We start from the raw sequence: 14,370 nt of genomic DNA on the forward strand, positions 1-14,370 counted from the left end.
GTATAAGTCCGCAGAATTATGCCAAAATTAAAAACTAAAAGTTCAGCAAAAAAAAGATTTAAAATCTCAGCTACAGGGAAAGTTATGATGGCTCAAGCTGGAAAGAGACATGGTATGATAAAAAGAACAAATTCACAAATTAGAAAATTAAGAGGCACGACTGCTATGTCAAAACAAGATGGCAAAATAGTTAAATCATACATGCCTTACAGTTTAAGAGGATAAAATGGCTAGAGTAAAAAGAGGCGTAACAAGTCACGCAAAACATAAAAAAGTTTTAAAAGCTGTCAAAGGTCAATGGGGCAGAAGAAAAAGCACTATAAGAGTTGCAAAGCAAGCTATGGAAAAAGCTATGCAATATGCATACAGAGATCGTAGAACTAAAAAAAGAGAATTTAAATCTTTATGGATACAAAGAATTAATGCAGGTGTTAGATCTGAAGGAATAACTTATTCAAAATTTATTAATGGTTTAACTAAATGTGGAATTAAGTTAGATAGAAAAATACTAGCTGAAATAGCATACGATAGCCCAGAAGCCTTTAAAACGATCGTTCAAAAAGCTCAATCGGCACTAAATTAATCTTCACTATTGTTTTTCTTCGGTGAAGAAATAATCTCTCAATATGTCTGATATTAAAAAAATAAAAGATGAATTTCTTTTAAAGTTAAAAGAAAATTTAGATTTAAATCAAGTTAATCAAATTAAAACAGAACTATTTGGTAAAACTGGGTTAATCAGCTCGCAATTTAAACAGCTTGGAAAATTAGCAGAAGAAGAAAGAAAAAAATTTGCATCAGATTTAAACTTAGTCAAAAGTGAACTTGAAAATTTAATTACTATAAAAATTGATGATATTGAAAAAAAAGAGATTAACAAAAAATTAGAAAAAGAAAAAATAGACATAACTTTACCAGAGAGACCTTTTGTTCAGGGAAAAATTCATCCTGTATCTCAAGTTATAGATGAAATTTCTTCAATTTTTTCAGAAATTGGTTTTAGTGTAGAAGAAGGACCAGATGTTGAAAATGAATATAATAATTTTACTGCGTTAAATACACCTGATAACCATCCTGCAAGAGATATGCATGATACTTTTTATCTAGATGATGCAAAAGAACTATTGTTAAGAACACATACTTCGCCAGTTCAAATTAGAACAATGCTTAATGATAAACCACCTTTTAAAATAATAGCACCTGGTAGAACATATAGATCTGACAGCGATCAAACTCATACTCCAATGTTTCATCAAGTTGAAGGGCTACATATTGATAAAAATATTAATATGGGGCATTTAAAAGGATGCTTAAATTATTTTATTAAAGAGTTTTTTGAGGTTGATAAAATTAAAATGAGATTTAGACCTAGTCATTTCCCATTTACAGAGCCATCTGCAGAAGTTGATATTGGTTATGAAATAAAAGATGGAAAAATAGTAATTGGGGAAGGTGATAAATGGCTAGAAGTTTTAGGTTGTGGAATGGTTCATCCGAATGTTTTAAAAAATGTTAAAGTAAACCCTGATGAATTCCAAGGTTATGCATTTGGAATAGGAATAGATAGACTCGCAATGTTGAAATATGGCATTAATGATTTAAGAGCCTTCTTTGATTGTGACTATAGATGGTTAAATCATTTTGGGTTTGATCCAATAGATGTCCCAACAAACTATAGGGGCTTAAGCCGATGAAGATTACAACAGCATGGCTCAAAGATCATTTAGATACCAAACTTAATGAAAATCAAATCATCGATAAACTTACAGATATTGGTTTAGAAGTAGAGGGTGTTGATAGTCAATCAGGAGAGCTTGATCAATTTGTAATTGCTAAAATTTTGAAGGCTGAAAAGCATCCTGATGCAGATAGGCTTAGAGTATGTGATGTTGATATAGGTTCGGGCAAACCAGTAAAAGTTGTTTGTGGAGCTCCAAATGCTAAAGAGGGTTTATTAACAATTTATGCTCCTCCTGGTGCTATAGTGCCAAAAAGTCAAATGAAATTGGTGGTAAGTAAAATAAGAGGTGTAACCTCATATGGAATGCTTTGTTCAGAATCTGAACTTAACCTATCAAACGAAAGTGATGGCATAACAGAGCTTTTACCAGAAAAATATAACAAAAAAGTAGGAGAAAATTATTTTCCAAAAAAAAATTTAAACGTAATTGATATTTCTATTACACCAAATAGAGCAGATTGCTTAGGGGTTAGAGGAATAGCAAGAGATTTAGCTGCTGCAGGTGCGGGAATATTAATAAATCAAAAAGAAAAAAAACTTGATAAAAAAAATAAACAAACAATTAGTGTAAAAATTGAAGATGAAAAAAATCAAGCATGTACATCCTTTGGTAGTTGTTTAATTAAAGGGGTAAAAAACACTGAAAGTCCAGAGTGGCTAAAAGACAAAATAATTTCTTTGGGCCAAAAACCTATTTCGGCAATAGTTGATATTACAAATTATGTAATGTTTGATTTGAATAGACCACTTCATGCATATGATGTTGATAAAATAGATAAAGGAATAGTTGTAAGAAATTCTAAGAAAGGTGAAACATTCGAAGCATTAGATAATAAGGAGTATAAATTAGAGGATGAGATGTGTGTCATATCAGATGCGTCAGGCGTATTAGGTCTTGGAGGCATAATAGGGGGCACAAGAACTGGAACTGAACTAGATACAAAGAATGTGTTAATTGAGTCTGCTTACTTTAGTCCACGATCAATCAGAAAATCATCTAAAATCTTGAATATAGATACGGATGCAAAATTTAGATTTGAAAGAGGTATTGATCCATTATCAATTGATCAAGGACTTGAAAGAGCAGCTAATTTAATACAAGAAATATGTGGCGGTGAAGTTAGTGAATTTGATATTCAAAAAATTGAAGATGTTAAAAAAAAATCATTAAAATTTGATCCTTCTTTGTTTGAAAAAATTACTGGATTTAATATTGATATAAAAGAAATGATAAAAATCTTAGATAACCTTGGATTTGAAATTAAAGAAAACAAGGGAATGCTAGATGCCGTTATACCATCTTGGAGACCAGATATTTCACAGGAAGTTGATGTGGTAGAAGAACTTGTAAGAATCAAGGGCTATGATCAAATTAAAATTATTGAACCAGAAAAAGTTAGAAAAAAACAAACATTAAATTTAAAACAAAAATTATTTCATTTTTTACAAAGATCTATTGCTTCTAAGGGGTATTTTGAAGCTATCACATGGTCTTTTACCGACAGTAAAATTAATCAACTATTCATTGAAAATAACAAAGAAATTAAAATAATTAATCCTATAAGTTCTGATTTGAACGTTTTGCGAAGTTCAATTTTTTCTAATTTGATAATTCATTTGAATAAGAATTTAGGAAGAGGATTTAAAGATTTGTCATTTTTTGAAATAGGTCCAATTTTTTTAGGATCTGAGCCAGGTGAGCAACAGACAGTCGCTACTGGATTAAGATCAGGAAAATTGGCTAGGCAGAGCTGGCTGGAAAAAGAAAGATTAATAGATGTGTTTGATGTTAAAAGTGATGTTATCAAAAGTTTAGTTGAAGCAGGTTATAATAAAGATAAGCTCTATATTGATGATGAAACACCAAGCTATTATCATCCTGGAAAATCAGGAAGAATATTTCTTAACAAAGGAAAAGAAAAAATAGTTGCTTTTTTTGGTGATATTCACCCAGGTATATTAAAAAAATTAGATATTAAAGTTGAGTCTTTAGTGGGTTTTGAAATATTTTTAGACAATTTAAAACAGCCAAAAAAATCATTAAAAGATCAAAAAACTCAGTATAAATATTCAGATTTTCAAAAATCAGAAAGAGATTTTGCTTTTGTTTTAGATAAAAATTTTAAAGCTCAAGAATTAATTGAAACCATCTCTAATGTAGACAAAGAGTTAATAAAATCTGTCAAAGTATTTGATGTTTATGAAGGAGCGAATATTCCTGAAGGTAAAAAATCAATTGCATTAAATGTAATTATTCAATCTTTAGAAAAAACTTTGGTTGAGGATGATTTAAACAAAATTAATCAACTTATTATTTCTGCTGTTGAATCCAAAACTGGTGCAAAGATTAGATCATAATCATGACAAAAATTGATCACATCAGAAATTTTGCAATCATTGCGCATATTGATCATGGTAAGTCAACAATTGCAGATAGGATAATTCATAGTTGTGGTGGTCTAACCGAAAGAGAAATGAAGGCACAAGTTTTAGACTCAATGGATATTGAGAGAGAAAGAGGCATAACTATTAAAGCTCAAACAGTTAAACTTAATTATAAAGCAAAAGATGGTAAAGAGTACATTCTAAATATAATTGATACTCCAGGACACGTAGATTTTAGCTATGAAGTTAGTAGATCGCTGTATGCATGTGAGGGATCTATTTTAATTGTTGATAGTACCCAAGGAGTAGAGGCTCAAACATTAGCTAATGTTTATCAAGCTTTAGACACCAAGCATGAGATAGTACCTGTACTAAATAAAGTTGATTTACCAGCATCAGACTTAGAAAAAACAAAGAAGCAAATAGAAGAGGTCATAGGTATTGACACTGAAAATGCCATACCTTGCTCTGGAAAAACGGGTGAGGGTATAGAAGATATTCTAGAACAAATTATTGTGTCACTACCAGCTCCAGAAGGAGAAAAAGATGCTGATTTAAAATGCTTATTAGTTGACAGTTGGTATGACACTTACTTAGGGGTGGTTATTCTAGTTAGAGTTATTAATGGAAAAATTTCAAAAAATATGAAAATTAAAATGATGTCTACTGATCAAGAATATATAATTGAAAAAGTAGGTGTATTTACTCCAAAAGCAACTGATGTTAAGGAATTAAACGCAGGAGAAATTGGTTTTATAACAACAGGAATAAAAATTTTATCAGAAACAAAAGTGGGAGATACTATTTGTGATGCAACTAAACCAACACAAGAAGCACTACCTGGATTTAAACCAAGTAAGCCAGTTGTATTTTGTGGTTTGTTTCCTGTTGATAGCTCTGAATACCAAAAATTAAAAGATGGCCTAGGTAAACTTCAATTAAATGATGCTAGTTTTTCATATGAGGCAGAATCTTCATCTGCGTTAGGTCTTGGCTTTAGATGTGGTTTTTTAGGTCTCTTGCATTTAGAAATTATAACTGAAAGATTAGAAAGAGAATTTGATATAAATTTATTAACTACAACACCGGGGGTTGTTTATAAAGTTCATATGAACAAAGGAGAAATAATAGAGTTACAAAACCCTTCAAGTTTACCAGAACCTACTTTAATCAAATTTATTGAAGAGCCCTGGATTAAAGCAACGATTATTACACCAGATCAATATCTAGGTGCAATTATAAAAGTTTGTCAGGATAAAAGAGGAGTACAAACAAACTTAAATTATTCGGGTAATAGAGCGGTTTTAAATTATGAAATCCCTCTAAATGAAGTTGTTTTTGATTTTAATGATAGACTTAAATCAATGACTAGCGGTTATGCAAGTTTTGATTACGAGATTATAGGTCATAGAGAAGGGGATTTGGTAAAATTAGGAATACTTGTTAATGCTGAGCCAGTTGATGCTTTATCAATGATGGTTCATAAAGATTTTGCACAAACTGTTGGAAGAGAGGTATGTGAAAAATTAAAAGATTTAATCCCACGTCATAATTTTATGATCCCAGTTCAGGCAGCAATTGGAGGAAAGATTATAGCAAGAGAAACTATTAAAGGTTTTAAAAAAGATGTCTTAACAAAAATTCATGGTGGCGGTGCTAGAGATAGAAAAAGAAAACTATTAGATAAGCAGAAAAAAGGAAAAGCTAGAGGTAAACAGTTTGGAAAAGTTGAAATACCACAAGAGGCATTTATTGGAGTGCTTAAGATAAAAAAAGAATAATATATGGAAAAACTTAATTGGGGAATTATTGGTCTAGGTGGCATAGCCCAAAAGTTTTCAGAAGGTTTTTTTGATACTCCAAATGCTAAACTGTTGGCTGTGGCAAGTAGAAATTTAGAACATTTAGAAAAATTTAAAGATCAATTTAACATAGAGCAAAAATTTTCATTTAATAATTATGAAGATTTAATTAACTGCAAAGAAATAGATATTGTATATATAGCACTACCAAATTCATTTCATCATCATTGGATTGTCAGAAGCTTAAAAAATAAAAAAAATGTTTTAGTAGAAAAACCTGCAACATTAAATACAGCAGAATCAAAAGATATAAGTGAAAATTTATCAAATGAAAATTTATTTTTTGGAGAGGCTTTCATGTACAGGAATCACCCTCAAATCAAGTTAGTATTAGATATGATTGTAAATAATGAAATAGGAAATTTATTGTCCATGGAGTCCTCATTTGGAGTAAATATATTAACAAAGAAAAAATTTTATTTTTTTGAAAAAAAAAAAATAGATAAAAATAACAGATTATTTAACAAAACGCTTGGTGGGGGGTGTATTTTAGATTTGGGATGCTATCCATCCTCATTTAGCTTGTTGATTGGATCATTAATAAAAAAATTAGATTATAAAAAATTGAAAATTTCTAAAATCAATAAAGAAATAGGTGAAACAGGTGTTGATATTGATTCTTGTGGTGAGCTTTTATTTGAGGAAGGTTTTAAATCGAAAATAAATGCGTCATTTAAAAAGGATATAGGTAAAAAAACAATTATCAATGGTGAGAAAGGTTCTCTAATTCTCAATGATACATGGTTAGGAAATGATAATATAGTAAAAATAAATAATAATTATAAGAAAGTTATAAATATTGAAAAAAATAAAAATATCTATTCATTTCAAATAGCAACTATAAGCAAAAATATATTAAAAGGCATTTACAAACCAGTATACCCCAGTATGAGCATAGAGGAAACAATGCTGAATATGAAAATCTTAGAGAATTGGTTAGATGGATAAAAGTAAAATTATAGACTGCATCACTTTTTTTGATAATAATTTTATGTTTGAAATTCGTTATAATATACTGTCAGAATTTGTTGATTATTTTGTTATTTGTGAGTCAAAATTTGATCATAAAGGAAATTCTAAAAAACAAAATTTTGAGTGGAAAGATTATTATGACCAAAATAAAATTAAATATATATTAATAGATAGACCATTTCCAAAGAATACAGATAGATGGCAAAATCAAGCAATTCAAAGAGAGCATCTTTTAGAAGCTGTTAATTTTGCAAACTCAGAAGATTACATATTTTTTTCTGACCCTGATGAGATTGTAAGGCCTGAGCTTTTAGAAAATTTTGAATTAAAAAAAAAATATGGAATTTTTATGCAAGATTGCTTTAATTATAAATTTAATCTTTATAATCCCCATGAGTCTCCATGGGAAGGAACAAGAGTTGCAAAGAAGAAAAATATTCAATCTATAGATTTTTTAAGACAAAAAGTAAAATCAAAAAATTTGAAATATAATTTTTTCAGGTTTGATAAAGAAAAAAATATTGAAACCTTTAAAAAAGGTGGCTGGCATTTTAATAATATTTTAACAGCCAAAGAAATTTCTTTAAAACTTAAAACATTTGCTCACATAGAATTTTCAAAAATTGAATTTTATGATGAAATTATTGTTCAAAAAAAAATAAATAATAAAATTGATTTATTTAATAGAGGGCATCATTATGAAGTTGTAAATTTTGATTATAAGTTTCCTAAATATTTATTAAATAATAGAGATAAGTTTAAGGAATATTTAATAACCTAAAAAGAAATTTGTATTTTTTTTTCTTCTGGAAATACAATTAAGCACTCTGATATGTTAAAATAAAAAAAATTTTTTTTTGTTAATAAATTTAACAAATTTTGAAAAGTTATGTTATCAATATGAATATATTCAAAAATAATTATTGGTCTTAAATTAGTATCGTTTAATAAATCAGTAACTATATTTCCATCATACCCTTCTGCATCAACAAAAAATAAATCTAAATTTATAATTTTATATTTATTAATTAAGTCTTTAATAGTTATAGAATTAACTTTTTCTTTAACAATATGTGAATTTTTTACACCATGTTTAATAAGATGATTTTTATCAAATGATGGTATTGCTGGAATATGATTCCCATAATTTTTTGCAAATTTAGTATCAACTTTATATAAATGATACATTTTTTGATGAGAAGATATTGCAGAATTTTCAAAAATAATAAAATCACAATTTTTGTAATTATTTTTTAAGTTTAAAAAATTTTCAATAATTGGTTCAACTAGGACACTTTTAACTTTGTTCTTTTTGATAAAATAATTTAATTCATCAAAAGAGATGCCATCATTTGCCCCAATTTGTACTAAATTTTTAATATTATTTTTTTCAAAAATATTACTAAGAATTAATCTTAAATTTAAGACTGCATTTTTTGAAAGAATCCTATTATTTTTAACAAGTTTTTTTTCAATTAGCTTATAACCAAAAAGATTTATGACTTTTTTTAAAAACTTATTTTTCATGTAAGTAAATAATTTATGGTAGTTATTAGTATTATGCTAGATTATTATTCTTTTAAAATTAGCATAAAAAAATAATTTATAATTCAAAAAAACTTATGTCAGAAAATACTCTAAATATTTGTCAAGTATCACTTAACAAAAATATACCATTAATAATCGAAAATTATAAGAATTTTAAAAAAATTTATAAGAAAATAAACATATATATAATTTGCCCAGAAACACAAATTAATGAGTTTCGAAATAGACTAAACCTAGAAGGTGTTGAAATAATAAATGAAAATAAAATTATTTCATTTAAAGATTTTAATAAAATATGTAATGATTTATCAATTAATATTAATTATCAAAATGAATTTAAAGAAAGACTTAATTGGTATTATCAACAAATCTTAAAAATTTGTTTTGCAATTAACTTTATTAAAACAAGCAAAGAAAACCTAATAATTTGGGATGCTGATACAATAATCTTAGATAAGATTAATTTTTTTTATAATGATCAGTCTATTAATTATGGAAATTTTTTTGAGTATCACAAAGCTTATTATGTTACTAATGAGGCTATTTTTAAAAAATTGCCACGCCACTTTATTTCCTTCTTAAATCAATTTATTGCACTTTCAAAAAAAGAATGTGATTTTTTAATAAATAGCCATTTAAAATATGATTATTTAAATGAAGACTTAGGTCAAAAAATATCAGAATTTATTATTCAAAGTATTTTCAAAAAACATAAAACTTATAATGGATCATTATTTTCTGAGTATGAGTTTATTGGACAGTCAAATTTAATTTATAACAAGATAATGCAAAAACCCATGTTATTTTTAAGATTTGGTTTAGATGGAAAATTAACAAAATTTCAAAAAAGCATTTCAATATTATTAGGATATAAACACGTAACCTATGAACACGTACATAGAAATATTAAAAGTTTAGGTATGCTTAATAGATCTCAAAGTTACACTGGCTTAATTACAATTTTTTTAAAAAATTTTTTTAAATTTTACTTAAGATATATTAAACATATTTTAATGTATAATTATCATAAATAAATATGAATTTTAAAAATATTAAATTTTATTGTGTAACAAACAAAGAAGTAAATTTTATTAAAAAAAATCAATATAATTTATGTTGGGTTGGTGAACAAGTTGCACCAAATAATTATTTAACATGTAATAGTGGAAATAATATTTATTATAAAGAAAAATATTATTCAGAGCTTACTTTTCATTATTGGTATTGGAAAAATTTACTTCAGTATGAAAATAATAATCAGTGGGTGGGATTTTGTCAAAAAAGAAGATTTTGGATTAAAGAAAAATCAAACAATTTAATTAATCAAGATAATATCAATAATTTTTTGATCACAGAACCTTTAAATGACTGGTCTAATTATCAAGCTATAATATGCAAACAAATTAAAGTCTCTGGAGCTAAAAAAATAAAAATAATTAAAAGAGGATGGAGGAATGTAATTAAAAATCCATCAATCTTATTTAATAAAAAAAAACAAAATATTTTACTACATTTTGATATGCATCATGGAAATGGAAATTTAGATATAGCTATAAATGAATTAGATGATGAAAATAGAGATGATTTTAGAGATTATGTTATGAATAACAATACTTTCAATCCACATATAATGTTTATTACTAAACCAATTATAATTAATAAATGGTTTGAGAGCCTTTTTTCCTGGTTAGAGCGTTGTGAATATAAATTTAAATTTGAAAATCTTAAAGATTACGACACCAGAAGACTATTTGCTTATTTGGCTGAAAGATATTTATCTTATTGGTTTAAAAAGAATACAATTTTTAAAGAAGAGAATTGGATACAATTAGATAATTTTTGAGCAATTGTAATCAAATTAGTGAAAATAGATTTTTGAAAAGTGAACATAATTTCAATTGTAAAGATCTAAAGATCTTTTTTTTCTTTCAAAACTTACTAACTAATAATTTTAAATTATTTTTTATATTAAGCAGTTACCACGGATAATCAAAATATCTTGAATTAAATAAAACCTTATTTTTATTAAAAACTTTAGGGTAATTACCAGTCCTATCTGGTTTTTCATTTTTTTTAATTTTTTTATTACGTTCTGAGAATAAAATTATTTTATCTTTATTTTTTGTTAAAAAACTCCCTTCTTTAAGATTTTGTGACACTATATCTTTTAACCTATAATAAAACTTTATTGTTATAATATCATATTTTTTATGTAAATTAGTGATAACCCAAAAATCTTTAATTAATTTTTTAAATATAGGGTTATTCGGATAGGTAGCTATCATTGCTTGAAAAATTGATTTTTCACTTTGGTTATTTAATCGTCTAAATATTTCTTTAATTTTAAATAATTTTTTTTTTCTTTTACCCAATTTAGTTTCAGTTATTATTGTATAAAAAATTTTTTCTGACTCATGATCAAAAATTTTGTCAAATTTGATTTTAGGTTCAAGGTCAATATCCAGGTATATGCCACCTTCCTTATATAAAATACAATATCTAAAAAAATCAGCTTTATGAGCTCCTAGTTTTATTTGCTTAAATTTATTTGAAAATTTATGATTAAAATTTTTATTTAAGTAATTTATACAATCATAGTCTGAGAAAAAATTTATTTTATATCCTTTTCCGAAATAATATAAATTTTTCCATACTTTCTTAGGAATTTTTTTTTTGTTATAATAGGTGACATAAATCTTTTTTGGAATTTTTTTAGATTTATTATTATTAATAGGTATACCAATATTCAGTTTATAAATAATCAATAGAAAGTAAGCTATCAAAAATGTTAAAATAATTATAACAAAAAACAAAAAACCATTGTCTATGCTTAAAAATATAAATAAGCCAATTACAATAATAATAGATAATATAATTTTTGTTAAGAACCCTGTTGGCATTTATAAATTTAAATTTAGTATACTTTGAGTAAAATTCAAATCATTAAGTTATTCAGCTTAGGACAATCGAAATAAAATTATTATTAATTAAATCAAGTTAGATTTTATTCCAAAATTCCATTAACAACTAAATGACATATTTTTACTTAAAAGTTAGAATTAAAATTATTTTATTCTTTTAATTAATAGAAAATTGGTAATATGATTAGATATAAAGCAGATACTATTAAGGCTTCTAGAGTCTTAAATATTAAACTTTATAGAGATTCAATGTCTCTTTTCTAGAATGTCTTTGTAAATCTGTATTTAAATAGAAAATTTAATTGTTTATAAAAACCACATCACAAGGCCATTCATTTGATTTATCTAAATTTGATGTTGCTTGATAAAACTCATGTCCAATCTTTTAAAAGTCATTTTTTTTAAATTTATTTTTAATTAAATATTTTTGTACCTCATCATTCTCATTATTTTTACTACTTATTTTTAAAAGCTTAATTCTACTTTCATCTCGATACATAAACTTGACAGTATTGAAGTGAATATCTTTACAAATTAATAGAATTTTTTCATTTTTGGTTTAGAATATGTCTTATCAAGCCATTGCATAAAATCATATCTCCCAAACCCAGATGTTTATGTATAATTAAATCCATATAATCTTTATTTTAACTATATTATACGTTTTGTAAATTTTTGGAGAGATGGCTGAGCGGTTTAAAGCGCACGCTTGGAAAGTGTGTGTACTATCAAAGGTACCCAGGGTTCGAATCCCTGTCTCTCCGCCAGAACTAGATAGATAAAAAAAATGCTCATTAACAATAATTAAGTGGATTAACATAATTAATTTTCCTCTTTTTTTATAAAAAATGTTATAGTTACTTAATTTCAAATTAATAAAATATGAAAAATACTTCCACATATCAGGCGGATTCTATCAAAGTTTTAAAAGGTCTTGAAGCAGTTAGAAAAAGACCAGGAATGTATATTGGTGATACCGATGATGGAACTGGTTTACATCATATGGTTTATGAGGTTGTAGACAATTCAATAGATGAGGCTTTAGCAGGACATTGTAAAAATATAGATGTTAAAATAAATTCTGATGGCACCATTACTGTTAGAGATGATGGCAGAGGAATACCTGTGGATATGCATAAGGGTGAAAAAATGTCTGCTGCAGAAGTTATTATGACACAGCTTCATGCTGGAGGAAAATTTGATCATGATTCATACAAAGTATCGGGTGGTTTACATGGTGTTGGAGTTTCAGTTGTAAATGCATTATCAGAAAAATTAAAATTAGAAATCGATAGAGATGGAAATAGATATTTTATAGAATTTAAAGATGGAGCATCAAAAGCACCCCTTAAAGTTATAGGAAAATCAAAAGAAACTGGAACACAAATAACATTTTTACCATCAAAAGAAATATTCTCTTCAATTAAATTTACTCCAAATATAATTATTAAAAGAATGCGTGAACTTGCATTCTTGAATAAGGGAATAAAAATAACCGTTAACGATTTAAATCAAAAAAAAGAAAAAATAATTGTATTTAAGTTTGATGGAGGAGTTTTAGAATTTGTTGATTTTTTAGACGAAAAAAGAGAAAAACTTGTAAATAAAACCGGTAATGATTTATTTAAGAAGCCTATTTATATTGAAGGAAAAAAAGACAATATTGAAATTGAATGTTCTTTAAAGTGGAATGCAAGTTATGGAGAAGACATCTATCCATATACAAATAACATTTACCAAAAAGACGGTGGTACCCACTTATTAGGATTTAGGAGTGCCCTTACAAGAGTCATTAATAAATATGCTACAGAGCATAATTTATTAAAAAAAAATAAATTAACTATTTCAGGAGATGATATTAAAGAAGGTCTTACATGTGTAATTTCAGCAAAAATACCTGATCCTAAATTTTCTTCTCAAACAAAAGATAAGCTTGTTTCATCAGAAGTTAGAATGATTGTAGAAAGCATTGTTAGTGAAAAACTTTCAATATGGTTTGATCAAAACCCAACTTTATCTAAGATTATTTTAGCTAAAGTAATGCAGGCAGCTCTAGCAAGAGACGTTGCTAGAAAAGCTAGAGAAAATGTTAGACGTAAAGGTGCTTTAGAATTAAGTGGATTACCTGGAAAATTAGCAGATTGTCAAATAGGCAAACAAGAAGGAACAGAATTGTTTATTGTTGAGGGAGATTCTGCGGGTGGTTCTGCTAAACAAGGAAGAAATAGGTCAAATCAAGCTGTTTTACCACTTAGAGGTAAAATTCTTAATACTTATGTGGAAGAGATTATTCTTAAAAAAAATAGTAATAGAGATGGTAGCGAACATAGAACAAAATCTTTAGCAAAAATGATGTCATCTAATGAGGTTGTGACTTTAATTAATGCACTTGGCCTTGATCCAAAAGTTGAAGATATTGATTTGAAAGATTTAAGGTATGGAAAAATTATTATCATGACTGATGCTGATGTTGATGGTTCTCATATACGAGCATTATTACTAACATTCTTTAACAACAAGCCATTTAATAAACTAATTGAAAATGGACACGTTTATCTTGCACAGCCACCTTTATTCAAGATTAATAAGGGTACAAAAGGCATTTATATAAAAGACGAAAAAGAGTTAGAAGATTATATTTTAAAGAATAACAAAGAATTACAAAAAATTAAAAAAGGAACAAAAGAATTCACCAAAGCTTATGAAGATGAAAAATCTAGAATGAGCATTCAAAGGTTTAAGGGATTAGGAGAGATGAACCCAGAAGAGCTATGGAATACTACGTTAGACCCTGAAACAAGAAATTTATTACAAGTACAATACTCAAAAGATATAAAAAAAGATCAAGATTTAATACACACATTAATGGGTAATGATGTTGCATTGAGAAAAGATTTTATTGTTTCAAATGCAATTAATGTTCAAAATCTAGATATCTAAT

The 14,370-nt window shown here is 26.6% G+C and carries 12 protein-coding genes and 1 tRNA gene; 11 read left to right on the plus strand and 2 right to left on the minus strand.

Going from position 1 to position 14,370, the window contains the following annotated elements; translation table 11 throughout:
• The first annotated feature begins 18 nt into the window (after positions 1–18).
• Genes rpmI through AC5SL3_RS00195 form a run of 7 tightly spaced genes read left to right on the plus strand, consistent with a single transcriptional unit; the run spans position 19 to position 7,741 of the window.
• Positions 19–225: a 50S ribosomal protein L35 gene (rpmI, locus tag AC5SL3_RS00165; protein ID WP_006997462.1), complete on the plus strand. Its 207-nt coding sequence runs from the start codon at positions 19–21 to the stop codon at positions 223–225.
• Between the two features lies 1 nt (position 226).
• Positions 227–583 carry a 50S ribosomal protein L20 gene (rplT, locus tag AC5SL3_RS00170; protein ID WP_006997461.1) on the plus strand — a complete coding sequence of 119 codons (357 nt, stop codon included), beginning with the start codon at positions 227–229 and terminating at the stop codon, positions 581–583.
• A 43-nt stretch (positions 584–626) separates the two neighbouring features.
• Positions 627–1,694 carry a phenylalanine--tRNA ligase subunit alpha gene (gene pheS, locus AC5SL3_RS00175; protein ID WP_494574074.1) on the plus strand — a complete coding sequence of 356 codons (1,068 nt, stop codon included), beginning with the start codon at positions 627–629 and terminating at the stop codon, positions 1,692–1,694.
• Entirely contained in the window at positions 1,691–4,099 is a 2,409-nt protein-coding gene (pheT, locus tag AC5SL3_RS00180) for a phenylalanine--tRNA ligase subunit beta (protein ID WP_494578127.1), read from the plus strand. The genes pheS and pheT overlap by 4 nt, the downstream gene beginning before the upstream one ends.
• A 2-nt stretch (positions 4,100–4,101) precedes the next feature.
• Positions 4,102–5,907 (plus strand): translation elongation factor 4, encoded by a 1,806-nt coding sequence (gene lepA, locus AC5SL3_RS00185; RefSeq protein WP_494578129.1) that lies wholly within the window; start codon positions 4,102–4,104, stop codon positions 5,905–5,907.
• Positions 5,908–5,910: 3 nt separating this feature from the next.
• Positions 5,911–6,936 (plus strand): Gfo/Idh/MocA family protein, encoded by a 1,026-nt coding sequence (locus AC5SL3_RS00190; protein ID WP_494578130.1) that lies wholly within the window; start codon positions 5,911–5,913, stop codon positions 6,934–6,936.
• Positions 6,929–7,741 carry a glycosyltransferase family 17 protein gene (locus AC5SL3_RS00195; RefSeq protein ID WP_494578132.1) on the plus strand — a complete coding sequence of 271 codons (813 nt, stop codon included), beginning with the start codon at positions 6,929–6,931 and terminating at the stop codon, positions 7,739–7,741. The genes AC5SL3_RS00190 and AC5SL3_RS00195 overlap by 8 nt, the downstream gene beginning before the upstream one ends.
• Here AC5SL3_RS00195 and AC5SL3_RS00200 read toward each other — a convergent pair.
• Positions 7,738–8,487 (minus strand): FkbM family methyltransferase, encoded by a 750-nt coding sequence (locus AC5SL3_RS00200; protein WP_494578134.1) that lies wholly within the window; start codon positions 8,485–8,487, stop codon positions 7,738–7,740. The genes AC5SL3_RS00195 and AC5SL3_RS00200 overlap by 4 nt on opposite strands.
• A 95-nt stretch (positions 8,488–8,582) precedes the next feature.
• On the opposite strand from AC5SL3_RS00200, the gene AC5SL3_RS00205 reads away from it, so the two are divergent.
• The gene (locus AC5SL3_RS00205; protein ID WP_494578136.1) at positions 8,583–9,542 is read left to right on the plus strand and encodes a hypothetical protein; all 960 of its coding nucleotides are present in this window, start codon (positions 8,583–8,585) and stop codon (positions 9,540–9,542) included.
• 2 nt (positions 9,543–9,544) lie between these two features.
• A complete protein-coding gene (locus tag AC5SL3_RS00210; protein WP_494578138.1) occupies positions 9,545–10,351 on the plus strand; it encodes a DUF4422 domain-containing protein in 807 nt (268 codons plus the stop codon).
• 133 nt (positions 10,352–10,484) lie between these two features.
• Here AC5SL3_RS00210 and AC5SL3_RS00215 read toward each other — a convergent pair whose 3' ends face one another.
• Positions 10,485–11,408, minus strand: a complete 924-nt coding sequence (locus AC5SL3_RS00215) for a glycosyltransferase family 32 protein (RefSeq protein ID WP_494578140.1) — start codon at positions 11,406–11,408, stop codon at positions 10,485–10,487.
• Between the two features lie 698 nt (positions 11,409–12,106).
• Between AC5SL3_RS00215 and AC5SL3_RS00220 the strand changes: the two genes are divergently transcribed.
• Positions 12,107–12,196 (plus strand) — tRNA-Ser (locus tag AC5SL3_RS00220).
• 115 nt (positions 12,197–12,311) lie between these two features.
• On the plus strand, positions 12,312–14,369 hold the full coding sequence (locus AC5SL3_RS00225) for a DNA gyrase subunit B (RefSeq protein ID WP_494578142.1): 2,058 nt from the start codon (positions 12,312–12,314) through the stop codon (positions 14,367–14,369).
• Position 14,370: the final 1 nt, after the last annotated feature.

This window comes from Candidatus Pelagibacter sp. PS_34 (assembly GCF_059417845.1).

What these genes read in the sequence shown, in the direction of transcription:
- rpmI (WP_006997462.1), top strand. Translation starts at nt 19, where the DNA reads ATGCCAAAATTAAAAACTAAAAGTTCAGCAAAAAAAAGATTTAAAATC.
- rplT (WP_006997461.1), top strand. Translation starts at nt 227, where the DNA reads ATGGCTAGAGTAAAAAGAGGCGTAACAAGTCACGCAAAACATAAAAAA.
- pheS (WP_494574074.1), top strand. Translation starts at nt 627, where the DNA reads ATGTCTGATATTAAAAAAATAAAAGATGAATTTCTTTTAAAGTTAAAA.
- pheT (WP_494578127.1), top strand. Translation starts at nt 1,691, where the DNA reads ATGAAGATTACAACAGCATGGCTCAAAGATCATTTAGATACCAAACTT.
- lepA (WP_494578129.1), top strand. Translation starts at nt 4,102, where the DNA reads ATGACAAAAATTGATCACATCAGAAATTTTGCAATCATTGCGCATATT.
- AC5SL3_RS00190 (WP_494578130.1), top strand. Translation starts at nt 5,911, where the DNA reads ATGGAAAAACTTAATTGGGGAATTATTGGTCTAGGTGGCATAGCCCAA.
- AC5SL3_RS00195 (WP_494578132.1), top strand. Translation starts at nt 6,929, where the DNA reads ATGGATAAAAGTAAAATTATAGACTGCATCACTTTTTTTGATAATAAT.
- AC5SL3_RS00200 (WP_494578134.1), bottom strand. Translation starts at nt 8,487, where the DNA reads ATGAAAAATAAGTTTTTAAAAAAAGTCATAAATCTTTTTGGTTATAAG.
- AC5SL3_RS00205 (WP_494578136.1), top strand. Translation starts at nt 8,583, where the DNA reads ATGTCAGAAAATACTCTAAATATTTGTCAAGTATCACTTAACAAAAAT.
- AC5SL3_RS00210 (WP_494578138.1), top strand. Translation starts at nt 9,545, where the DNA reads ATGAATTTTAAAAATATTAAATTTTATTGTGTAACAAACAAAGAAGTA.
- AC5SL3_RS00215 (WP_494578140.1), bottom strand. Translation starts at nt 11,408, where the DNA reads ATGCCAACAGGGTTCTTAACAAAAATTATATTATCTATTATTATTGTA.
- AC5SL3_RS00225 (WP_494578142.1), top strand. Translation starts at nt 12,312, where the DNA reads ATGAAAAATACTTCCACATATCAGGCGGATTCTATCAAAGTTTTAAAA.